This is a genomic window from Candidatus Binataceae bacterium (assembly GCA_035294265.1).
Classification (GTDB): Bacteria; Desulfobacterota; Binatia; order Binatales; family Binataceae; genus DATGLK01.
The window spans coordinates 1-21,316 of sequence record DATGLK010000040.1; the positions used below are offsets into that span (position 1 = coordinate 1).

The following is a 21,316-nucleotide window of genomic DNA, read 5'->3' on the forward strand; positions in this document are numbered from 1 at the left end:
TATCGATATAATAGCGGTCCAGTGCAGTCTTGAGTTCGGCGATATCGGCAATGGCCTTGGTGCGTTTGGCCTTGTCGGTGGCGCCACGCAGGCTCTGCACCACTAAGGTGGCAAGCAGTCCGAGGATCAGGATAACCACCATTATTTCGATCAGAGTGAAACCCTGTTCCGTCCGACGCCGTGAGCTCATTGCCTGCCTCTATTGTATTATCTGATTGAGCTGAAAGATTGGCAGCAGCACCGCCAGAATCATGAAGACTATCATGCCCGCCATCACGATGGTCATAACCGGTTCCAGCAAGGTTGTCATCTGCGCCAGCGAGGCCGAGACCTCACGTTCATAGGCGCCGGCGGCCCGCTCCAACATCAGCTCCAGTTCCCCCGAGCGTTCGCCCACCCGAATCATTTCGACCAGCATGGGCGGAAACAGGCGTGAAGCGGCCAGGGTCTGACCCATCCCGTGCCCCTCGCGGATGCTGTCGCGACTCTTCTGTACCGCGTCGGCCAGCAGGCGGTTGGTCACCACCAGCCGCACCGCATCCATCGCGGGCAAGACCTGCACTCCGCTAGCTAGCAAAGTTGATAGCGTGCGGGCGAAGCGGGCGGTAATCACTTTGGTCACCGTGTCCCCAATATAGGGACATTTAAGCACCAAGCGGTCGTAGCGATAGCGCCCGTTTGAGGTGGAAATGTAGTAGCTCAGACCACCCACCATGGCCAGCGCGCCCAGGCCGATGAGCCACCAATAGGTGGTCAGAAAAGCGGCAAAGCCGACCAGGAGCTGGGTGGCCAGCGGAAGCGCGCTGCTGTTCTGAGTAAAGACGGTGGCCACTTGCGGCACCACGTAGGTGACCAGAAAGCCCATGATTCCAGTTCCCACCACCATCATGATAAGCGGGTAAGTAAGCGCGCCGCGAACTTTGCGCACCAGTTCGGCTTGGGATTCGCTGTAGTCAGCCAGCCGGTCGAGCACGGTTTCCAGGGCACCGGCAGCTTCGCCCGCTCTTACCATCGCCACGTACAGCTCTGAAAAGATGTCGGAGTGCAACGCCAGCGCGTCGGCCAACGAGGTGCCCTCGCGTACCCGCTCGCGAACTTGCGAGAGCATCTTCTTGACCCCAGCGCGATTGGCCTGATCGGTGAGCAGGCTCAAGGCATCCACCAGCGGCACGCCACCGGTGAGCAGGGAACCCAGTTGGCGGGTCAGCAAGGCTATGTCGCCGGCGGACATGCGCAGTCGAAAGACTGGCAGATAGGAGCGCCAATCGCGGGCGCGACTGATCACCTCTTCGGAGATGTCAGTGGGGAAAACCCCCAGCGTGCGCAGCTTGCCGCGGGCGGCACGGGCGCTGTCGGCGTCGATTACGCCGCTGACGGTGCGGCCGTCGGTGGCTAGGCCGCGATAACCAAAAACCGGCATTAAACCTCCGGCGCCGGTGCCCCAATTAGATGATATCTTCCTGGGTCACCGACAGTAATTCTTCGATCGTGGTTAGCCCGGCCAAAATCTGCTCGGCGCCGTCCTGGCGCAACAGCCGCATGCCGCGGCTGGTGCAGGCGCGTCGGATGGTGGCCGCATCGGCGTTCTTCATCACCAGCACCCGTACCTCGTCTTCCATCAGCATCAGTTCGTTGATGGCCGTGCGACCACGGTAGCCGGTACCGCGGCAAGCTTTACAACCGTTGGGGGCAGGGCGGTAAATAGGGCCCGTTAGCTGTGCCGGCCGCATCCCGATGCGCGACAGCTCCTCGGCGCTGGGGGTATACGGCACTTTGCATTCGCGGCACAGCAGCCGCACCAGGCGCTGTGCGACCACCGCCAGTATCGAGGAGGAGACCAGGAATGGCTCAATCCCCATGTCAACCAGCCGCGTGACGGCCCCGAAGGAGTCGTTGGTATGCAGGGTGGAGAAGACCAGATGACCAGTCAGAGCGGCCTGGATGGCGATTTCGGCAGTTTCGCTATCGCGAATTTCGCCCACCATTATGACGTTGGGATCCTGACGCAGGATTGAGCGCAGGCCGCTTGCGAAGGTCAGCTCGATCTTTGGATTGACCTGGACCTGGCCAATGCCGTGCAGCTGATACTCGATCGGATCTTCGATGGTAATGATGTTTTTGTCCACCGAATTGATCTGTTTGAGGCAGGCGTACAGGGTCGTGGTTTTGCCCGACCCGGTTGGACCGGTAACCAGGATGATGCCGTGGCTCTGATAGATCAGGCGGTTTAGCCGGCGCAGGTTCTCGCCCGCGAAGCCCAGCTTGTCCAGCTGCAAATCGACCAGATTTTGCGCCTGATCCAACAGCCGCAGTACGATCCGCTCGCCAAAGGCGGTGGGAATGGTGCTGACCCGCACATCGATGTCTCGGCCCGCGATTCGCAGCCGGATGCGGCCGTCCTGGGGTAGGCGCTTTTCGGCGATGTTGAGCCCCGACATGACCTTGACGCGCGACGTGATGGCAGACTGGAAGCGCTTCGGAGGCGAAATCACGTCGTAAAGGATACCGTCGACGCGAAAGCGCACGACCAGGTCGCTCTCGAAGCACTCTATATGGATGTCGCTGGCGCGATCCTTCACCGCCTGGGATAGCAAGCCGTTGACCAGCTTGATGATCGGCGCGGCGTCGTCGGAGTCCAGCAAGTCGCGGGGTTCCTGGGCCAATTCGTTGGCTACCAGCTCTAACCGCTCCTCGCCCAGATCGATCATCAAATCGTGCGGGGTGGTGTTGGCCGCCTGGTCGTAAGCGCGATTGAGCGCGTCGGTGATCACTTCGCTCGGCGCCACCACCGCTTCAATCGCTTGACCGTAGAGCAGGCGCAAGTCATCCAGGGCCTCGAAATTGGCCGGATCGGCGATCGCCACCGTGACCGCCTGGCCATCGTAATAGAGCGGCAGCAAACAGTTTTTCTTGGCGTAATTAATCGGAAGTTGGCTAATGAGCTTATGCTCGACCGTATGCTCGTCGATGTGAGCCTGGAAGGGCAGGTGGTATTGCTGGGCCAGCGCACGGGACAAACGCTGCGGTTCCAAAGCACCCATCTCGACCAACGTCGCGGCCAATTCCTGGCCGGGTTTGCGTCGCTGATGGGCGCGCTCCAGATCCTGCTGTGAGACCCAGGAGCGGTCAAGCAAAATTTCCTCAAAATTTTTCAGTGCGGTGGCCACCTAAGCTTCCTCTACCCAGGATAAATCCCAATCCTGCGGCCCGCGATTCCCTTCGGCCATCCGTATTACAACTTATGCCAAGGGGGCGTTGCAAGCGCCTGTGCTTCGGCGCAGACCGCTTTGCAAAACCCCGCTACAAGCGAGCGCCGAGGCTGCTCGCTTGCCAACCGGTAGCCCCCGGCTCTGGGGTTTCAACGACCGCCGCGGTCCACGATTTTTGTCGCTTGCGAGGCGAGCGAGCGCAATTTTATGATTTTCAGATACGCCAGCCATCCCTCAAAGGCACCATCGGAGAGCCCAAAGCAATGAAAACTTCGCACCGGTTGCTGCTGTTCATCCTGGCCGTCAGTGTGAGCGGATGCGCGTATGTCCCGACCTGGGCCGGAGGCAAGGGAACCGACCTGCCCACCTGGATGGGCGGAACGTCAACTTCCCTTACCTCCAGCAACGGGCTTAGCTCCTCAACTGAAACCGAGCGTCTGAGCCAAAACCTCGGCGCGCGGGTGCGTAGCAACATCGCCCGCGCCAATAGTAAGGGGATCGATACCAAGCTCGCGCTGGATTATCAGATGAGGGGCGATGCCGCGTTGCAGGCAGGGCGTTACACCGATGCCGCGGAAGAATACGGGCGCGCCGAGCAGGCGCTTGTTACCTCGGAGGAAATCGCCCAGGCTCAATTGAATCAACGCCAGGCCCAACTGGCCTATCGCCAGAGTCAGCTCAATGGGCAAGCTGAGTCGGCACCCCATCCTGCGACCCAGGCTGCGGTGGGTGGAGCGGGTGCCGTGGTCGCGCCTAGGCGACGCCACCTGAGCGCCGCCTACCGCGCCCGTAGCATGGCCGAGCGAGTGCGCAGGGAAATCGCCCAAGCCGAAGCGCAACGCATGGACGTATCCAAGGCGAAGCAGGCGCAGCACGCCGGTGACCAAGCGGTTGATCAGAAAAATTACGGCGATGCGATGCAAGCCTATCGACGCGCACGCCAGGAGCTCTCCTCTGCCAGTACCGCTGGCGGTACTCCCGCGGGTGGATCCGGCGCCAACCCAGGTCCCTAGATGGCAAACCCGGGTTAGAAGTGGCTGACCCCGGATTGAGGCATCTGGCCCATCGTGAAACCGAAACTAGCCCGCGCCTTGGTCGGCATGACATGCTTCTTCTTGTCCCATGAGACCAACGCGCCGTTGACGAAATGGAGGTCCAGGAAGTTGCCCGTGTCGCCTTCCTTGGCCCCGGTATAAAAAAGCGATGCCGCGATATCGTTGGTGTTGGCCCGCTGAGCGTAGCTCCACACCTCGGCGCCGTGAGCTTCATGGGTGGTTAGGTCAGGGATACCCCACTTGTCGCGGACGGCGTTCATGCTTTCACCCGGCTGTAGGGAATCCTCCATGCGGTGCGCGCGGATCTCGGTGGAGGCCTGATAGGCCGCACCGCAACCGCTCATCAGGAGTAAACCCAACACCAATAGCGCGAATTGACGCCTTTTCACGCCCGGGATTTTCGACGGCTGCTCGCCGCTTGTCAACGCCCCGCAAAAACACGCGCTAGAGAGCCAGACAAGCCCAGCGCTGTGGGGCGAGCGTTCGGTGCCGCTTATCTCAGCTGGAGCGAAACGAGCGAAAAGTACGACAAAGAGCCAAAAAGGCAATGAGCTCAAATACCTTTACAAGCCGCGGTCAAGGGAGTGGTGCTATCCGGACGGGCACGGCGGGCCCGCTCCACCAACCCCACTAATTTGCTGGACAGGACCTTCGCTCGCCGATGTCAGGTGTCCGGTGGGTCGGCGGATTATAAACAGTTAACGTTGCGCGGCCAGTTGGCGTTCAAGAAAATCACCGAGGCAGCTGGGCTTTGGTCCAGGAGGCCGAAAAGGATGGCCAAAGCGGGCACCTTGTCGATCATCGGGGTCTATCCGCCCATCGATAGTTTGCCGATCGGCAAGGCAAAAAAACCTGATTCTTAGGGCGGATAACTGCAACCACCACAAGTATCTTCCTGAGCTGAGCGAGACTGGTGCAGGCTGGCCATCGATCCGGCCTTGATTCTCAGTCAGCGCGAGCCCCTTGATTCGGCGATCGAGGCTTACAAGGCTTTTGACCTGCGCCGGCCAGGATGGCTGAAGGTCAAGCTGAGCCGGTCGCTTTGGCAGCCTGAGCCAGCCTTGTTTGTGGGCGGGTACCGCTGTTATGCGCAATGGCGGGTGAGGTATTGGCGGGGAGCGTGCTATAGTCGGGGCGATTCGGACTAAGGAGCGCATCACATGGCGCAGAAGCTCAAGCTGGTCAAAGGGGGCGCTCGCAAAGCCACTCTGGTGTACGGAATGCGAGTTTACGAACGCGACCAGCTCGCTTCGATTCAGGACGCCAGCGCGCAGCTTAGCGACGGCAGTTCTTCGCATATCTCGATGCACGTAATCGAGGGCACTTATGCTCAGATTCGCAGCCAACTGATGCGCAGCCTGGAAGCTTTTTTCGACTTGCTGGGAGAGGAGGACTAGGTGTGGAATTGGAGTTTGTCAAATACGAAAAGCGTGACCATCTCGCCTTAATCACGCTTAATCGACCCGAGGTGATGAATGCCCTTCATCCACCTTGTCACCTGGAAATGAATCGGGTGTGGGACGACTTCGTGGCTGACCGTGAGCTTTGGGTGGCTATCCTGACCGGCGCCGGTGAGCGAGCTTTTTCCGCCGGCAACGACCTCAAATACACCGCCCAACATGGCTTCGCCCAGCGCCCCGCGCATCGCGGTGGCTTTGCCGGCCTGACCGCGCGCTTCGACATCGCCAAGCCTATCATCGCGGCGGTCAACGGCTTCGCCTTGGGCGGCGGCTTTGAGATCGTGCTGGCCTGCGATCTCGTAATCGCCGCCGAGCACGCCCGCTTCGGCCTGCCCGAACCGCGCGTGGGGTTGGCGGCTTTGGCGGGAGGAATTCATCGTTTGCCGCGCCAGATACCGCTGAAGCTGGCGATGGGAATGATGCTGACCGGGCGTCAGATCTCAGCCGCCGAGGCGGCCCGGCTGGGGCTGGTCAATGAGGTTGTGCCGCTCAACCAATTGCAGGCGGCGGCGGAGCGTTGGGCGGCGGAAATCATGGAGTGCGCGCCGTTATCGATTCAGGCTACCAAGGAGGCCGCCCTAGCGGGTCTGCAACTCCCCCTCTCCGAGGCGGTTGCCAATCGCTTCCCTGCGATCGAGCGGTTGCGCGCTTCCCAGGATTTTGTCGAGGGACCGCGCGCCTTCGCTGAAAAGCGCAAACCCAATTGGCGCGGCGAATAGCGGCGGAAGCCCTCAGGGCGATAGGCGAACGGGCGCGGGTGGCGTGGAGCTGTCGCGAGCTAGCAAATAGAGCTGGCGATAACGGCGCGCGCTGATCGGGTAGCCCATCCGCCCTGCCACCTGCGCCATCGAGAAATAGGGCTCGGGGCGCCACGGTTCTTGGGCCGCGGCGCGGGCGAAGTGGTCGAAGGCCGTGGCCAAACGCTGGCTTTCCTCTGCCAGCGCCCCCATCCGCATTTGCGCGTCAACTTGCGCGCCTGCGGGTGGTAGCTTTGCACCGCGACTGGCCTCGATCGCACGCTCGTGCAGTTCAATGGTAGCGGCCGAAGGCGGTAACGCCGCGGTGGGCAAGGGGAGGGCGTCGATTGCTGACCGGCAGGCCTCGAACAGCTGCTGACTGGGAGCTGTTTGCGGCAGCGCCTGGATCTGCGCCAAGGCCTGTTGGGCAGCCTCGGTCGCGCTGGTGTAATCGGCAAACAGGGGGCTATCGCGGATATCGCTGACGATACCCGCCAGCAGACTCGAAGTGGCCTGTTCAATCGCGTCGCGGGTTAGCTCTCCAGTGAGCTTGAAGCAATTGGGCGCCATCACCACCGACAAGCAACTTAGCACCATCTGGGTGCTGGCCTTGCTCGGGGGCGGGGCGCTTTGCGCCACGCGGCTGAACTGCAGCAGCACATAGTTCGATCCCGGTTGACGAAAGGCAACTGTCATCGCATAGCCTTGACAACTAGCCTGACCCGCGCAGGAGGGAATTGCCATGCTAATTACCGCTACCAAGTCGGCGCTCTCTTCGGCTACCGAAGCAGAGGTGGTACTGAACCAAGCTTCAAACTGCTGACCCACGCTTTGTGCCACCGTCGCGCTCAGGTTGGTCGTCCCGCTCACCAACAGGTTGGGCAAATGCGGGGTGGCCAGTTCGACCGCTAGCTCGAGAGGAATCTTATCGACAGCGGTTTGGGGCGGGCGATAGAAATTGGGCTGTACCGCAACCGTAGCGCATCCCAGCACCAAGGCGGCAAGGGCGAACAGCCAGATGCAAGGGCGGGTGGTTGGCCGAGCCGGCGGCATTAGAGTGAGAGTCAGAGTTGGCAGCTTTTAGTTAACAAAAGACTGCGCGGAGCATAGACAGAGTGGCTGTCCTGAACAAGGTTTCGCGGCGTTTGAATTAGGAGGAACTCTCGATTCCACCGCCAGCGATCCAAGCCGGCCGGCTTGCTTTAGATTATTTTATTGAGGGGGAACTCGATGATTCCCACCGCTCCGGCGTCCAGCAGCTTGGGAAAGAGTTCGCGCACGGTGTGCTCGCTAATCACGGTTTCGACGGCGACCCATTCCTGCCCCTTGAGCGCCGAGGAGGGGTAAAGCGGGGCGACCGTGGGCGCGGTAATCGAGGGCAGCAGAGCTATAACTCGATCCAGACTCGTGCGCGGGCAGTTCATCTTAATCCCGACCCGCGCCTCGGCATCCAAGGCGCCCTTAAAGAGCACCCCGATTTGCCGGATCTTGGCCTGTTTCCAGGGGTCTTTCCAAGCCGCAGCGCTGGCCACCAGCACTGGGGTTGAGGTTAATAGCTCCTCGACGATCCGCAGTCCGTTGGCGCGCAAAGAAGAGCCAGTTTCGGTCACTTCGATGGCAGCATCGACTAGCCCTTCAGCCACCTTGGCCTCCGTGGCCCCCCAGGAAAATTCAACTTCTACATTAATTTTTCGCTGGATGAAGACCCGCCGCGTGAAGTTGACCATCTCGGTGGCCACCCGCTTGCCCGCCAGATCTTCCATCCGGCGCACGGGCGAGCTATTCGGCACCACCAGTACCCATCGAGTGGGGGCCAGCGAGACCTTGGAATAAACGAAACTTTCGACCTGGATTAGGTCGACGTCGTTTTCCACCACCCAGTCGTGTCCGGTGATACCAGCATCGAGGGAGCCGTCGAAGATGTAACGTGGCATCTCCTGGGGCCGCAGGAGGCGGGCGCTTAGAGTGGGGTCGTCTACCTTGGGCAGATAAGAGCGGGCATCGACCGAGATGCGCCAGCCTGATTTGCGCATCAACTCAAGCGTCTGAGCCTCCAGGCTGCCCTTTGGGATCCCAAACTTAAGGCGCTGTTCGGATATTGCTGACTGACTCATCACTTAGCCGCTTTGTGGCCGTAATGCTCGCCGTATTTACCCGGATCGACCGGACGCGGATCCACCACTTTCCACACGCCATCCTCCAGCCGGCGGAAAAAGCAGCTTTCGTACCCTTCATGGCAGGCCACCCGGTCGCCACGTTGCTCGACCGCCAGGAGCACGGTGTCGTTGTCGCAATCCAGACGTATCTCATGTATTACTTGAATATTTCCCGATTCCTCGCCCTTGCGCCAAAGCCGCTGGCGCGAGCGAGAGAAGTAACAGGCATGGCCGCTGCGCAGGCTTTCCTCGAAGGCTTCGCGGTTCATGTAGGCCAGCATCAAAAGTCGCCCGCTGTGAACGTCGATGGTAACCACCGGAACCACGCCCCCAGCTTTCGCAAAATCGATGGCTTCGCCGGCTGAGATTGGGGCTGACACTTGCATTTGATGGCGCTCCGAGCCGTTGACCAGCTGCTTGCCGTTGCTAAGTATGAGCGGCGGTGGGTTCGGCCTTGGCTGCGAAAATACTATATTGTGGCGCTAAATCGATCCAAGGGGATACGCGGTCATGAAGCTGAGCGAACTGGCGACGGCGCTGGGGTTGTCCCTGCGCGGCGCGGGGGAGGAAGAGGTAAGCGCGGCGGCGCCGATCGACAGCGCAGGGCCGGGAAGTGTGACCTTCCTTGCCAATGCCCGTTTCGCGAGCGCGTTGGCGCAAGTCCGGCCAGCGGCGGTAATCACCACGGCCGAGTTGGCTTCGCAAGTCGCTGGCCCGGTTTTACTGAGCTCCAACCCGCAGCTCGATTTTGCCCGTGCCTTGGGGCTTTTCCATCACGCCTATCGCCCTCCGGTCGGCATCCATCCCAGTGCCCTGATTGCTCCCAGCGCGCGTATCGGCCCGGGCGCCAGTATCGGCGCCTTTGTAGTAATCGGCGAGCGAGTGCAGATTGGCCGCGATGCGGTTATTCATCCCCACGTAGTGATTTATCCCGACGTGGTTATCGGCGACGGGCTGGTTTGCCACAGCCACGTTTCGATTCGCGAAGGGGTCCGCCTGGGCGACCGGGTTACGCTTCACAACGGGGCTGTGCTGGGATCGGAGGGCTTCGGCTTTGTTCAGCGAGGTGAAGATTTGGTTAAAATCCCACAGGTTGGGCAAGTTATAGTCGAGTCGGAGGTCGAAATCGGCGCTTTGGCGGCGATCGATCGGGCCACAGTAGGTGTCACTATAGTGCATCGGGGGGTAAAACTGGACAATTTCGTCCATATTGGCCACAACTGTGAGATTGGAGCCTTTTCGCGCTTTGCTGCGCAAAGTGGGGTAGGTGGTTCCAGTGTAGTGGGTGAATGGTGTGAGTTCGGCGGGCAGAGTGGGGTAGCCGACCATGTCCGAATCGGGCGTCGAGTGCGGGTGGCGGCGGGCAGCGGCATCCCCGGTACGGTGGGAGATCACACCACTGTGGGCGGGCGGCCGGCGGTACCGATCCGCTTGTGGCGCCGCCAATCCGCGATTATGCGTCATCTGCCCGAGTTGGTCGCCCGGCTACGAGCTTTGGAAGAAAAGCTCGGAATCGCGACCCGCTGGAGGGAGGAGAGCGAATGATTGCTGGTGGCTGCGATCTGGATGAGAAAGGCATAAGGCGGGCTCATTTCTGGCTACCACACGCCCTCGCATCCTGCTTGATGGCCCTGCTGCTGGGGCTGGGCGTGGGTTGTCGCTCCGCCTCCACCCGCGAATTGCGGCGTAACCGCAATATCGAGCCGTTCAATTTCAAGGTCAGTTCAGGACGCGATGAATTTCAGATCGAGGGCTATTTGGCTCGTCCCGGTCGCTCCGGCCGCTGGCCCACCCTGCTGATTCTGGATCCCAACGCCGGCACTGCAGGTCGATGTATCACGCGCGAGGACCACTTTACCCAATTAGGGTTGAATTTGGCTTGTATCAGCTTGCCGGGCAACGGCAAGTCCTCCGGTCCCGGTCGTTTCGTGGGTCCGCAGGCGGTGGCCGCCACGCAGCATGCGTTGGATTTGTTGGCCGGACGGCCTGATGTCGACCGCGCGCGAATGGGGGTTTGGGGATTAGGTAACGGTGCCGTGGCCGCGGGTCTGGTGATGGACCGGGACGAGCGGGCGCGGGTGGTCATCTTGCAGTCGGGTACATATGATTTACCCGAATTCTGGCCTAAAGCCCGCCTGCTGACCAAATTGTCCATCCTCCATCAGGTTTGGCCGAGTAAGCGGGTCCTTAAGGAGCGCAGCGTAATCGACCATTTGCCCCGTAAACTCGATTGCAAAGTGCTGATCCTGCACGGTCGCAAGGATCGTCACGCGCCGGTGGCCCAAGCGGAGCAATTGGCCGTCGCCCTGCGCGAGCGCGGGGCCGAGGTCCAGACCCGCTTTTTCACTCATGGCGGCGATCGGTTGGGGACGCGGGTGGATCAAACGGTGGCGCAGTTCTTGCGCCAGAACCTGGCGGTGGACTAAGGCCTGTCCTTGAGGGCGGCCAGCGCCGCCGCTACCGCCTCGGCATGCCCTTGAACTTTGACTTTGGCGAAGACCTGCCGCACCCTGCCCGCGCGATCGATAAGGAAGGTGGTGCGCTCGATACCCATGAACTGGTGACCGTACAGTGATTTTCTTTTATATACCCCGTAGGCCTCGGCCACATGATGGTCAGTATCGCTAAGCAGAGTGAAGGCGAGCTGGTAGCGTTGGGCGAATTTTTGATGAGAAGCCGGAGAGTCACCGCTGATACCGACGATCCGGACATCCGACCAAACCGGTACTTGACTATTGAAGGTGCAAGCTTGGGTAGTGCAACCTGGGGTCATGTCCTTGGGATAAAAGTACAGCACTAGCCATCCCGTTCGGTGCAGGTCGCCCAGTTTGACCCGCTCGCCCTGGGCGTCGGGTAGTTCGAAGTCAGGGGCAGGTTGATTCAATAGAGGATGAGTGGGGGTGGCGACGCGGTTGCGAGCTGTACCAGATTGCGACATTTGCTTGCCTCGATATGGTTGACCCCGATCGGCGCTGCCGCCGTCGGTCAAATTCTATCCTTGCTCGCAGCCCGCAGGGTGGAGTCTAGCCTGTGCGCACGGCAAATCTGGCACAAATTATCCTAAACGGCGCGGGCGGCAAAGTGCTAATGTCGGCTGTCCTCAGGGGGCGAGGGGATTGACATACCGGATTGGCGGGCTTGGGGTGGAAGGCGCCCGCGCGAAATTGAAGCCGCTAAGGTGACTATAACTAGACTCTAGTTGACGCGCTTGTAACTTGGCTCTACACTTGCGGGCGGATCTCGATTCCGCAACTCAATGGCAGCATACACCGAGCTCAGCCCAGACCTACTTGAGGAGCTCGCCGAGGACTATGCCTTTGGCCGGCTTCTCAACGTCGCTATTCTGACCAACGGCTCGGTCAACAGCAACTACCTGCTGGAGACCGCCAAAGGCAAATATGTCCTGCGGATCGACGAAGCCAAGGGCGAAATGGAGATTAAGCGGGAGATCGATCTGCTGAGCTTTCTCCGCAAGCACTCCTTTCCCTGCCCCCACCCGCTCCAGGATCGCAAAGGGCGGTATTACCGCGAGTATCAGCGCCGCTGTCTGTCGATCAGCAAGCACGCCGAAGGGCGCAGTCCAATGCCGCACAAGTTGCGCCTGTCACAGCTCGAAACCATCGGCCGGGCCCTGGGCGAACTACACGTAATCGGCAAGGGCTACAAGAAGGGGATCGACAACCGCTTCAGCTTCGAGCGGATCTCCGATCTGTTTCTCCATGTCAAAGCGCGCCTGCCTACGTATTTTCGCCGGATCACGCGCACCCTGGAGGATGAGATTGAGTATCTGGACCGCTACCTGGAAAGCAAGCTGCCCAAGGGGATAATCCACGGTGATCTATTCGCGGACAATCTGCTGTTTCGGGGCGAGCGGTTGGTAGCAATGCTGGATTTCGAAGCGGCCTGCCGAGGCAAGTTCATCTTCGATATCGCCACTGCGGTCAACGCGCTGTGCTTCGTGAACAACTCCTATTCCCTGGAGCGCTTTCGCCATCTGCTCCAAGGTTATGAAAGCGTGCGGACCTTGTCTCTGGCCGAATGGGACGCTTTTCCCAACGAGCTGCGCTATTCCTCGCTGCGCTTTACCATAACGCGACTGCGTGACTTCTTTTTGCATCCCGTGCCCGAAGGCCAGCGGACCAATAAGGATTTTCGGGAATTCTTCGAACGTCTGCAGATCCTGCGCCGGGAGAAAAGCGGGGGGATGGAGGCTTTGCTGATGGCGATGGCGACCGGCTACGATTACCGCAAGTACCAGAAAATCCGTGCCAGCGAAAAACCTTGAGTTCGCCTGAGCGTTCTGGTCTGCTCGCACCACTTCCGACCGTGACTTAGAATTAAGTCAGCTGATTACACCGCCCCAGCGGCGATCGAAGCTATCTCGGGTAAGATTTAACGAGGCCACTATGGCGTCTAATGCTACCGCCGCCGAAGAGGCGGTCCGCTCCCTTATAACCTATGTCGGCGAAGATCCGCAGCGCGAGGGGCTTGCTCGCACTCCGACCCGTGTAGTCAAGGCGCTAGAGTTCCTGACCCATGGCTATCAGCAAAATGCCAAGGAGATTATCAACGGCGCGCTGTTCGTTGAGGAAGATTATCAGGAGATGATCGTCTGCCGCGATGTCGACTTCTTCTCGCTGTGCGAGCATCACCTGCTGCCCTTTATCGGTAAGGCTCACGTCGCCTATCTGCCCAAGCGCCACATTATCGGACTATCCAAGTTGGCGCGCCTGGTGGAACTTTATGCCCGTCGCCTTCAGGTCCAGGAGCGCCTGACCACCCAGATCGCTAACACCATCTGGGAGCAGCTCGATCCGATGGGAGTCGCGGTGGTGCTGGAAGCTGAACATCTCTGCATGCGCATGCGGGGGGTGGAAAAGCAGAACTCCTGGGTCACGACCTCGGCGATGCTGGGGGTATTTCGCAGCAACCAAACCACGCGCCAGGAATTCATGAGCTTCATCCGCAATGGCCGCTAGTGGCGGTGGTGCCCACCGACTTGGCCCGCGGGCTTAAGCCTGCGCCCAGGTGTGCACCACGCCAAGGCCTTTCAACGGGCGATGAACCCCATTCGCGATAATTCCCGCGCCGACTTGGAGGGTATTTTTCGTGACGCCGTAGCCGCGGTTGACGCCGCGGCGTTGGTCACTCAGGCACTGCGCGAGCAGTGGGCACAGCACCTGGCGGCCCGGCGCTTAAGCGCCTTGGCGGTGGGCAAGGCGGCGCTGCCAATGGCGGCGGCGGCGCACGCTGCGCTGACTATACCGCCGGCGCAGGCGATGGCGATTGCGCCCGTGATCCAATCCGCGCTGGCAGACCTTTTGCGGGCGCAGGGTTGGCAGCTTTATCGCGGGGGTCATCCGCTACCCGACCAGGACTCCCTGGCGGCCGGGCGCGCGGTGCTCGCGATGGCAGCAACGCTAGGCCCCGACGATCTGCTCCTGGTCCTGCTCAGCGGCGGTGCATCTGCCTTGATGGTGGCGCCGCCTCCCGGCGTCAGCCTGGAGGACAAGTTAGCCGTCACTCAGGCTCTTTTGCGAACCCGCGCTGCCATAAGCGAAATCAACACCGTGCGCAAACATCTGTCTCAACTCAAGGGCGGTCGTTTGGCAGCCGCCGCCGACGGAGCCGAGGTGCTGACGCTGATCGTCTCCGACGTACGCGGCAACGACTTGACGACGATCGGATCGGGTCCGACCGCGCCCGATCCGAGCAGCTTCGAGCAGGCGCGTGGGGTTTTGATTCGGCATAAATTATGGGGACGCGCACCAGAGGCGGTGCGCAGTTGGCTGGAGGCGGGAATGGCGGGCGAGATAGCGGAAAGCCCCAAGCCTGGAGATCCGCGGCTGCGGCGGGTCAGGAACGTGGTTATTGGCGACAACGAGCGCGCGCTGGCGGCGGCGGCCGCCAGCGCGCGCGGGCGTGGCTTCGAGCCTCATCTGAGCGGAGATCTGTACGGCGAGGCCCGCGCGGTCGGCCGCCGCTTGGCCCAGGAGTTGGCGCAGGCTCTGCCGCACCAGTGCTTGTTGGCTGGCGGTGAACCGCTGGTCGAGGTGCGAGGAAGCGGCCGCGGTGGACGAGCCCAGGAGCTAGCGCTGGCGGCCGCCCTGGAACTGGAGCGCTTGCAGCCAGCCCGCTCAGTAGCATTGCTATGCGCGGGTAGCGACGGGGTGGATGGTCCCACCGACGCGGCGGGTGGATTCGCCGATAACGGCAGCAGCGGGCGCGCACGTAGCCGTGGGCTGGATCCGGCGGCCGAGTTGGCCCGCAACAACTCCTACCCGGTACTAGAGGCGGCGGGTGATCTGTTCAAGAGCGGCGCTACCCGCACTAACGTGGCCGATTTGTTCATCGGCTTGGTGTATTAGAAAGAGACGGTTGTTCGAATGAGAAAACCTATCAATGGCGCCAACGGCCCTTCCTCCAAGGCGCGGGCAAGGCGGATGGCGACCGTGACCTTGATTCCGGGCGACGGGATTGGACCTGAGGTAATCGAAGCTGCAGTGCGGGTGGTGGAACACGCCGGAGTGCAAATTCAGTGGGATCGTCAAATCGCCGGCGCCACCGCGCTTAAAACCGTGGGCAACCCGGTTCCTGACGCCTTGCTCAAATCGCTGCGCCAGACCGGGCTTGCGCTCAAGGGACCGCTGGAAACCCGGGTCGGCGAGGGCTATCGCTCGATCAACGTGTACTTGCGCAAGACTTTCAACCTCTACGCCAACCTGCGCCCGATCCAAAGCTTAAGCGGGGTGGTGACCCGCTTTCACGATGTCGATCTGATAGTGGTGCGCGAGAATACCGAAGATCTCTATGCCGGCCTGGAGCATCAACTTGTTCCCGGCGTGGTTGAGAGCATTAAATTGATCACGGCGCGCGCCTCGACGCGGATCGCGCGCTTCGCCTTCGAGTACGCGCGGCGCGAACGCCGCCAGACGGTAACCGCCATCCATAAGGCCAACATCATGAAGCTCTCGGACGGCCTGTTTCTCAAATGCGCACGCCAGGTAGCGCGCCACTACCCCGAAATCAAGTACCAGGAGCAGATCGTGGACGCCGCCTGCATGCGGCTGGTGACCGAACCGGCAGCCTTCGATGTGCTGCTGCTTGAAAACCTCTACGGCGACATCGTCTCCGACCTGTGTGCGGGCCTAGTGGGCGGACTGGGACTGGTACCGGGCGCCAATTATGGCGACAAGGGGGCGATTTTCGAGGCGGTCCACGGCACCGCTCCTGATATCGCGGGCAAGGGGGTGGCCAACCCCACGGCGGCGATCCTGAGCGCGGCGATGCTGCTGGACTACATCGGCGAAACCACCGCCGCCCGCCGTATCCGTGCTGCGACCAGCGCGGTGCTCAAGAGTGGACGCGTGCTGACGAGCGATTTGGGCGGCCGCGCCACCACCGCGCAATTGACCGAGGCTATTGGCGCGGTGCTGCAGCGCGATGGCAACCATCGCGGTGCAGACCAACCCTGAGGGAGATCGGCGATGCGCACGACAATGCCGTCCGCTGAGGAAAAACGGGTGCCGCCGGGTCAGTATCTGGTGAGCAAATTCCCGGTCTTGAGTTACGGGCCGACCCCGCCGTTTGACCCGGCCAAGTGGGACCTCCAACTTGTCGGCGAGGTCAGCCGACCGCTGAGGCTTGATTATTCGCAGTTCAAAGCGTTACCGCGCGTGGAGCAGCTCTCCGACTTTCATTGCGTAACTACCTGGTCGCGTCTGAACAATCGTTGGCAAGGGGTTAAAAGCAGCGAATTGCTCAAGCTCATAGAGCTGACTCCACGGGCTCGCTTCGTGATTGTGAGGTGCGAGCAGGGCTACAGCACCAATTTGCCTCTGGAGGAGTTCTTGGCTGAGGACGTAATGTTGGCCGACGGCTTGGATGGCCGCCCATTGGAAGCCGATCACGGCTTTCCGGCCCGCTTGGTAGTGCCCAAATTGTACGGCTGGAAGAGTGCCAAATGGGTACGCGCGCTGGAATTCAGTGCCGTTGATCAGCCTGGGTTCTGGGAAGTCCGCGGCTATCATAATCACGGCGACCCCTGGCGCGAGGAGCGCTATGGCGACGATGACGAACCGGACTCGGGGCCGGCGCAGCCCTGAGTTCGTAGGAGTCGCGCGCAAGTGGATTGGCGCGCCGCGCAGCTGCAGCGGCTTTCGGGCGAAACCTTCGATCTGGCGGTGATTGGCGGGGGGATCAATGGCGCCGCGGTCGCGCGCGACGCAGCCCTGCACGGGTTGCGCGTGGCCTTGGTGGAGCGGGCTGATTTCGCCGCCTACACCTCATCTCAATCCTCCAAGCTTATTCATGGCGGCTTGCGCTACCTACCCCAGGGACAATTGCGCTTGGTCTATCAGGCCTTGCGCGAGCGTGAGCGGCTGCGCCAGCTTACCGCACCCCATCTGGTCCATCCCATTGGTTTTATGTTCCCGCTTTACCGCGACCACGCCCCCTCCGCGTTGGCGCTGCGAGCCGGCCTGTGGCTATATGACCGAATGGCGGGTGCGCCCGCTGCCCATCGTCATCGCATGATCGGCGCGCAGCAGGCCCGGGCATTGGAGCCCGGATTGCAGCCTGAGGGGTTGGCCGGCGCAGCCCTCTTCCAGGATGCAACGGGCGACGACGCGCGACTGGTAGTAGAGAACATTTTGGATGCGCAGGCACACGGCGCGGCCGTACTCAACTATGCCGAGGTGGATGAATTAGGCACGCCTGGTGCCAAGCTGCGCCCCGCCGGCGTGCGCGATCTAATCAGCGGGGCGCGGCTAGAGCTACGCGCTCGGGTAATGGTAAATGCCACCGGCCCTTGGAGCGATACCATCCGCCGGCGTGACCAGCCGGTGGCCGCACCGCTGATGCGTCTGACCAAGGGGGTACATCTGATTTTCCCGTGCCCCCACGATTCCCCAGCGGTTTCGCTGGTGCTGGCTGACGGCGTGGGCCGCTTGGTATTCTTGATGCGCTATCCGGCTTCGATAGTGCTCGGTACCACCGATACCGAATTTGCTGGCGACCCTGCTCAAGTCACGGTTACGGCGGCCGAGCGCGATTATCTGCTGGAGGTGGTTCGGCGCATTGCTCCAGGCCTCGATCTGCGGGCAGACGCAATTGTTGGCAGTCTGGCTGGCGTGCGCGCCCTGGCCAACCGCTCCGGAGCTCCCTCGGCGCTGCCGCGCGAGGCGCTCATCAGCCGCTCGAGCAGCGGCCTGATCAGCATTGCCGGTGGCAAGCTGACCACCCACCGCTGGCTCGGCCACGAAGTGGTGGCGATGGCGTGCCGGCAACTGGGGCGTAAGTGCGAGCCGTGTCCCAGCCTGACGCTGCCCTTGCCGGGAGCCTGGAATGCGGCCGCGCCGGCTGGTGGTTGGGATCCACGGCTCTACGCGCGCTACGGTGGACGAGCCGCGATGGTTCACAAGCTTATCGACGAGCGAGCGGATTTGGGCCAGCCGCTGGTTCCAGGCTGTCCGGTGCTCGCAGCCGAGGCGATTTTTGCCGCCCGGCATGAGATGGTCGTGATGCTGGAGGACTTCATCGTGCGTCGCACCGCGATGGCCTGGCGCTATCCGCTGTATGCGGCGGCTGCCGCGCGCGCGGCGGCGCCGCTGCTGGCGGCCGAATTGGGGTGGGATCATGCTCGCACACGAGCGCAAATCGAGGCGGTAATCGCTACTTTGGCCCGCCAGGTACAATTCGAGCAGCCGGTTGCCACCGATGCTCGAGCGGCCAACCAGGAGCGAGGGCATGGCCGCTAAGGAAACCGCCGCGCAAAAGAAGCAGCGCGCCCTACGACTTGCCGCAAGGCTGGAACAGTCGTATCCGCAGGCGCGTATCAGCTTGGATTTCCACGATGCTTGGCAATGCCTGGTCGCGACCATCTTATCGGCCCAATGTACCGACGAACGAGTCAACCGAGTGACGCCTGAATTGTTCGCGCGGCTGCCCGATCCGCGGGCGACCGCGGCCGCACCGGCGGAGCTTATCGAGCGAATGATCGCATCCACCGGATTCTTTCGTCAGAAAACCAAGGCGCTACAGGGGGTTGCGCGCGCGCTGCTGGAGCGCTTCGACGGCCAGGTGCCTGACACTATGGAAGAGCTGGTCAGTCTGCCTGGAGTGGGACGAAAGACCGCAAACGTGATCTTAGGCCACATTTTCGGCAAGCCCGGGCTGGTCGTGGATACTCATGTACGACGCTTGTCGTATCGCTTGGGATTGAGTGTGCAGCGCGATCCCGGCAAGATCGAGCAGGATCTGCAGGCATTGCTGCCACCCGCGCAATGGACCGCCTTTTCGATGCGTCTGATTCTCCATGGCCGGCGAATTTGCGTGGCGCAGCGCCCGCGTTGTGAGCTCTGCCCGCTGGAGCCCGACTGCCCGCGTGTGGGGGTGCCCGTCAAAACCCGACCAGGCGGAAAACGGCAGGTCGGTTGACCCGCGGGTTAGCCTTCGGAGATATGTTAGGCAGTGCTACGCTTGGGACACCCCGTGTTTGAAGGGCGTGGAAGGCATGTCATAATGGGTGGCTATCGTACCTGCCCATGGTTACGTAGGGCGTCGCCGTGAAACTGCGCATTGAAGAAATTACCTCCGAGGAACAGGAGCTTGAGTTCCGCGCCGACGAGCATGAAGTCAACCGGCTTTTGGAACGTGGCCCGGTGCGCGAATACCACTTGCGCCAGCCCTTCACGATTCATCTCACCTATTATCGGGCCGGTATGGAGCTGTTTTTTGCCGGCACCTTGAGCGCCGAGATGACCGCGCTTTGCGCTCGTTGCACCGAGCAGTTCCAAGCCCCCAGCCAGCGCCAATTTCGCTTTGTCCTGGCACCACGCGTGTTGGGCGAGGGGGGCCGACGCGACCTGGGGAGCGAGGATCTTGAATTCTCTACTTATGCGGGCGATGAGATCGACTTATTGCCGCTGGTCAGCGAACAACTGCTATTGGCCTTGCCCATGCGTCCGTTGTGCGCCGAGGATTGCCGCGGCCTGTGTGCGCGATGCGGAGCTAATCTGAACTGGACATCGTGCGCGTGCGACCAGGCACCAGCCGATCCGCGGTTTGCCGTGTTTCGCTCGCTTAAAGTAACTCGCTCCTGATAGCGGAGCGCATCCCACACAAAGGAATCAATGCCTCATGCCCGTACCCAAACGCCGAACCTCCAAGTCCAAGCGCGATAAGCGTCGCGCCCATGACTCCTTGACCGCGGTCAGTGTGATCAGTTGCCCGCAATGCGGCGAGAGCACGCTGCCCCATCGCATCTGCCGCCATTGCGGGACCTATCGTGGCCGTCAGATGGCCGAGGCCGAACAAGGCTGAGCAAGCATGAAGGTGAAAATCGCGCTAGACGCGATGGGGGGTGACTTCGCGCCGCGTGCCACCGTGGAAGGGGCGGTGATGGCGGCGCGCGAGTTGGGCTTGGAGGTCGTGCTGGTGGGCGACCGCGACCTCATCCAGCGCGAGCTGAGCGAGCACGTCACCAAGGGTCTCAAGCTCACTATTGAGCATGCCACCGAAGTGGTGGCGATGGACGAAGCGCCAATGGAGGCGGTACTCTCCAAACCTCATTCCTCGCTTCATCTGTGCTATGAGTTGATGAAGCGGGGAGAGGTGGGGGCGGTCATCAGCGCGGGCAACTCCGGCGCCATGATGACGATCGGGATTGCCGTGATGGGTAATCTGGCCGGGATCGATCGACCGGCGATCGCCTCGCTGGTGCCCTCGCTGGAAGAAGTCACGCTGCTTATCGACGCCGGCGCCAATACCGAGGTCAAGGCTGCCAACCTGGCTCAATTTGCCGCCATGGGCAGCGCTTACATGCGCCACCTACGAGGGATCGCCCAACCGCGGGTGGCCTTGCTCTCCAACGGCGAGGAAGACTCCAAGGGCAACGACCTGACCCGCAGCGCCGCGGCTTTGCTGCGCCAGACCGGTGCGGTCAACTACGTTGGCTATCTGGAGGGGCGCGACCTCCATTATGCCAAGGCCGATGTGATTGTGACTGACGGCTTTACCGGCAATGTGGCGCTTAAGACCGCGGAGGGAACGGCGCGTTTTGCCTTGAGCAGTCTACGCGAAATCTTCACCACCAGCGCGCGCGGCCGGCTTAGCTACTTGCTGATTCGCCGTCGCCTCAAGGCGCTACGTGCGCGGCTGGAGCCTTCCGAATATGGTGGGGCGCCACTGCTGGGGCTCAACGGAGCGGCCTTTATTGCCCATGGCAGCTCCAGTGCCCTGGCCATTCGCAATGCCCTGCGGGCTGCCGCCAATGGTGCTTTGGGCGAGGCCGTCAATCGCGAGATCGTGGCATTGATGGCACAACTGACCGCCAATCTAGCACTGCCTCCTCCCAGCAAGGGCTTCCGCGCGCTGTTCAGCCGGATGCGAGACCGGCTACAGCGCCGCGCGCGCGAGAGCGAAGCCGCGCGGCCGGCCCGCGAGGGTGAACCGGCGGCGGCGTCCGCGCGCGCCACGGGCAGTCTGCAGAGCGCCAACCCAGTCAGGGACACCGGTAGCCTGAAGGGCGAGTCGGAGGCCGAGCACGCCGTCGCGCGCCAAGTCACGGTGGAGGTGATGCCGCGAATCAGCAGCAACGGCGCTACTACCGGCAAACCGGCCGCCGAAGCGGCCCCGTCGGGTCCGGCGACCCCGCCTGCTCTGACCCCACCGCCAACGCCACCCAAACCCGAGCACTGA

General features: G+C 61.6%; 23 protein-coding genes. 15 read left to right on the plus strand and 8 right to left on the minus strand.

Translation table 11 applies throughout. The features are described 5' to 3' along the window. The 3 genes from VKV28_07225 to gspE form a co-directional block, all read right to left on the minus strand. Positions 1-190 (minus strand): prepilin-type N-terminal cleavage/methylation domain-containing protein (locus VKV28_07225; protein ID HLH76581.1); only part of this gene is annotated, 190 nt, incomplete at its 3' end. A gap of 9 nt (positions 191-199) precedes the next feature. Further along, complete coding sequence (gene gspF / locus VKV28_07230; GenBank protein ID HLH76582.1) at positions 200-1,420, minus strand: type II secretion system inner membrane protein GspF; 1,221 nt, start codon at positions 1,418-1,420, stop codon at positions 200-202. Positions 1,421-1,445: 25 nt separating this feature from the next. Beyond that, on the minus strand, positions 1,446-3,167 hold the full coding sequence (gspE, locus tag VKV28_07235; protein HLH76583.1) for a type II secretion system ATPase GspE: 1,722 nt from the start codon (positions 3,165-3,167) through the stop codon (positions 1,446-1,448). Positions 3,168-3,472: 305 nt separating this feature from the next. On the opposite strand from gspE, the gene VKV28_07240 reads away from it, so the two are divergent. Next, positions 3,473-4,222, plus strand: coding sequence for a hypothetical protein (locus VKV28_07240; GenBank protein HLH76584.1), 750 nt, complete (start codon positions 3,473-3,475; stop codon positions 4,220-4,222). A gap of 14 nt (positions 4,223-4,236) precedes the next feature. On the opposite strand, the gene VKV28_07245 is transcribed toward VKV28_07240, so the two are convergent. Further along, positions 4,237-4,653, minus strand: coding sequence for a hypothetical protein (locus VKV28_07245; protein HLH76585.1), 417 nt, complete (start codon positions 4,651-4,653; stop codon positions 4,237-4,239). 771 nt (positions 4,654-5,424) lie between these two features. Here VKV28_07245 and VKV28_07250 point away from each other — a divergent pair. Continuing rightward, positions 5,425-5,661 carry a hypothetical protein gene (locus VKV28_07250; protein ID HLH76586.1) on the plus strand — a complete coding sequence of 79 codons (237 nt, stop codon included), beginning with the start codon at positions 5,425-5,427 and terminating at the stop codon, positions 5,659-5,661. A 2-nt stretch (positions 5,662-5,663) separates the two neighbouring features. Then, on the plus strand, positions 5,664-6,443 hold the full coding sequence (locus tag VKV28_07255; GenBank protein HLH76587.1) for an enoyl-CoA hydratase-related protein: 780 nt from the start codon (positions 5,664-5,666) through the stop codon (positions 6,441-6,443). 12 nt (positions 6,444-6,455) lie between these two features. Here VKV28_07255 and VKV28_07260 read toward each other — a convergent pair whose 3' ends face one another. From VKV28_07260 to hisI, 3 genes are all read right to left on the minus strand, one after another. After that, positions 6,456-7,514, minus strand: coding sequence for a hypothetical protein (locus VKV28_07260; GenBank protein ID HLH76588.1), 1,059 nt, complete (start codon positions 7,512-7,514; stop codon positions 6,456-6,458). Positions 7,515-7,663: 149 nt separating this feature from the next. Beyond that, the gene (gene hisG, locus VKV28_07265; GenBank protein ID HLH76589.1) at positions 7,664-8,575 is read right to left on the minus strand and encodes an ATP phosphoribosyltransferase; all 912 of its coding nucleotides are present in this window, start codon (positions 8,573-8,575) and stop codon (positions 7,664-7,666) included. Further along, entirely contained in the window at positions 8,575-9,003 is a 429-nt protein-coding gene (gene hisI / locus VKV28_07270) for a phosphoribosyl-AMP cyclohydrolase (protein HLH76590.1), read from the minus strand. The genes hisG and hisI overlap by 1 nt, the downstream gene beginning before the upstream one ends. A gap of 124 nt (positions 9,004-9,127) precedes the next feature. Here hisI and lpxD point away from each other — a divergent pair, with 124 nt between their 5' ends. Continuing rightward, entirely contained in the window at positions 9,128-10,162 is a 1,035-nt protein-coding gene (gene lpxD, locus VKV28_07275) for a UDP-3-O-(3-hydroxymyristoyl)glucosamine N-acyltransferase (protein ID HLH76591.1), read from the plus strand. Beyond that, positions 10,159-11,043 (plus strand): prolyl oligopeptidase family serine peptidase, encoded by an 885-nt coding sequence (locus tag VKV28_07280; GenBank protein ID HLH76592.1) that lies wholly within the window; start codon positions 10,159-10,161, stop codon positions 11,041-11,043. Before lpxD ends, VKV28_07280 begins: the two co-directional genes overlap by 4 nt. On the opposite strand, the gene bcp is transcribed toward VKV28_07280, so the two are convergent. Further along, on the minus strand, positions 11,040-11,555 hold the full coding sequence (gene bcp / locus VKV28_07285) for a thioredoxin-dependent thiol peroxidase (GenBank protein HLH76593.1): 516 nt from the start codon (positions 11,553-11,555) through the stop codon (positions 11,040-11,042). The two genes, VKV28_07280 and bcp, sit on opposite strands and share 4 nt — an antisense overlap. Before the next feature lie 318 nt (positions 11,556-11,873). Here bcp and VKV28_07290 point away from each other — a divergent pair, with 318 nt between their 5' ends. From VKV28_07290 to plsX, 10 genes are all read left to right on the plus strand, one after another. Beyond that, positions 11,874-12,902, plus strand: coding sequence for a homoserine kinase (locus VKV28_07290; protein ID HLH76594.1), 1,029 nt, complete (start codon positions 11,874-11,876; stop codon positions 12,900-12,902). A 121-nt stretch (positions 12,903-13,023) separates the two neighbouring features. Further along, positions 13,024-13,596, plus strand: coding sequence for a GTP cyclohydrolase I FolE (gene folE, locus VKV28_07295; GenBank protein ID HLH76595.1), 573 nt, complete (start codon positions 13,024-13,026; stop codon positions 13,594-13,596). Positions 13,597-13,647: 51 nt separating this feature from the next. After that, complete coding sequence (locus VKV28_07300) at positions 13,648-14,985, plus strand: DUF4147 domain-containing protein (GenBank protein ID HLH76596.1); 1,338 nt, start codon at positions 13,648-13,650, stop codon at positions 14,983-14,985. A gap of 18 nt (positions 14,986-15,003) precedes the next feature. Beyond that, entirely contained in the window at positions 15,004-16,092 is a 1,089-nt protein-coding gene (locus tag VKV28_07305; GenBank protein HLH76597.1) for an isocitrate/isopropylmalate dehydrogenase family protein, read from the plus strand. Between the two features lie 12 nt (positions 16,093-16,104). Then, the gene (locus tag VKV28_07310) at positions 16,105-16,722 is read left to right on the plus strand and encodes a sulfite oxidase-like oxidoreductase (protein ID HLH76598.1); all 618 of its coding nucleotides are present in this window, start codon (positions 16,105-16,107) and stop codon (positions 16,720-16,722) included. 21 nt (positions 16,723-16,743) lie between these two features. Continuing rightward, the gene (locus tag VKV28_07315; protein HLH76599.1) at positions 16,744-18,375 is read left to right on the plus strand and encodes a glycerol-3-phosphate dehydrogenase/oxidase; all 1,632 of its coding nucleotides are present in this window, start codon (positions 16,744-16,746) and stop codon (positions 18,373-18,375) included. Then, positions 18,365-19,054: an endonuclease III gene (nth, locus tag VKV28_07320; GenBank protein HLH76600.1), complete on the plus strand. Its 690-nt coding sequence runs from the start codon at positions 18,365-18,367 to the stop codon at positions 19,052-19,054. Before VKV28_07315 ends, nth begins: the two co-directional genes overlap by 11 nt. 128 nt (positions 19,055-19,182) lie before the next feature. Continuing rightward, on the plus strand, positions 19,183-19,719 hold the full coding sequence (locus VKV28_07325) for a DUF177 domain-containing protein (GenBank protein HLH76601.1): 537 nt from the start codon (positions 19,183-19,185) through the stop codon (positions 19,717-19,719). A 37-nt stretch (positions 19,720-19,756) separates the two neighbouring features. Beyond that, positions 19,757-19,939 (plus strand): 50S ribosomal protein L32, encoded by a 183-nt coding sequence (gene rpmF / locus VKV28_07330; GenBank protein HLH76602.1) that lies wholly within the window; start codon positions 19,757-19,759, stop codon positions 19,937-19,939. A gap of 6 nt (positions 19,940-19,945) precedes the next feature. Further along, complete coding sequence (gene plsX / locus VKV28_07335) at positions 19,946-21,316, plus strand: phosphate acyltransferase PlsX (GenBank protein HLH76603.1); 1,371 nt, start codon at positions 19,946-19,948, stop codon at positions 21,314-21,316.

What these genes read in the sequence shown, in the direction of transcription:
- hisG (HLH76589.1), bottom strand. Translation starts at nt 8,575, where the DNA reads ATGAGTCAGTCAGCAATATCCGAACAGCGCCTTAAGTTTGGGATCCCA.
- VKV28_07250 (HLH76586.1), top strand. Translation starts at nt 5,425, where the DNA reads ATGGCGCAGAAGCTCAAGCTGGTCAAAGGGGGCGCTCGCAAAGCCACT.
- hisI (HLH76590.1), bottom strand. Translation starts at nt 9,003, where the DNA reads ATGCAAGTGTCAGCCCCAATCTCAGCCGGCGAAGCCATCGATTTTGCG.
- bcp (HLH76593.1), bottom strand. Translation starts at nt 11,555, where the DNA reads ATGTCGCAATCTGGTACAGCTCGCAACCGCGTCGCCACCCCCACTCAT.
- plsX (HLH76603.1), top strand. Translation starts at nt 19,946, where the DNA reads ATGAAGGTGAAAATCGCGCTAGACGCGATGGGGGGTGACTTCGCGCCG.
- VKV28_07240 (HLH76584.1), top strand. Translation starts at nt 3,473, where the DNA reads ATGAAAACTTCGCACCGGTTGCTGCTGTTCATCCTGGCCGTCAGTGTG.
- rpmF (HLH76602.1), top strand. Translation starts at nt 19,757, where the DNA reads ATGCCCGTACCCAAACGCCGAACCTCCAAGTCCAAGCGCGATAAGCGT.
- VKV28_07280 (HLH76592.1), top strand. Translation starts at nt 10,159, where the DNA reads ATGATTGCTGGTGGCTGCGATCTGGATGAGAAAGGCATAAGGCGGGCT.
- VKV28_07290 (HLH76594.1), top strand. Translation starts at nt 11,874, where the DNA reads ATGGCAGCATACACCGAGCTCAGCCCAGACCTACTTGAGGAGCTCGCC.
- gspF (HLH76582.1), bottom strand. Translation starts at nt 1,420, where the DNA reads ATGCCGGTTTTTGGTTATCGCGGCCTAGCCACCGACGGCCGCACCGTC.
- lpxD (HLH76591.1), top strand. Translation starts at nt 9,128, where the DNA reads ATGAAGCTGAGCGAACTGGCGACGGCGCTGGGGTTGTCCCTGCGCGGC.
- VKV28_07260 (HLH76588.1), bottom strand. Translation starts at nt 7,514, where the DNA reads ATGCCGCCGGCTCGGCCAACCACCCGCCCTTGCATCTGGCTGTTCGCC.
- folE (HLH76595.1), top strand. Translation starts at nt 13,024, where the DNA reads ATGGCGTCTAATGCTACCGCCGCCGAAGAGGCGGTCCGCTCCCTTATA.
- nth (HLH76600.1), top strand. Translation starts at nt 18,365, where the DNA reads ATGGCCGCTAAGGAAACCGCCGCGCAAAAGAAGCAGCGCGCCCTACGA.
- VKV28_07310 (HLH76598.1), top strand. Translation starts at nt 16,105, where the DNA reads ATGCGCACGACAATGCCGTCCGCTGAGGAAAAACGGGTGCCGCCGGGT.
- VKV28_07305 (HLH76597.1), top strand. Translation starts at nt 15,004, where the DNA reads ATGAGAAAACCTATCAATGGCGCCAACGGCCCTTCCTCCAAGGCGCGG.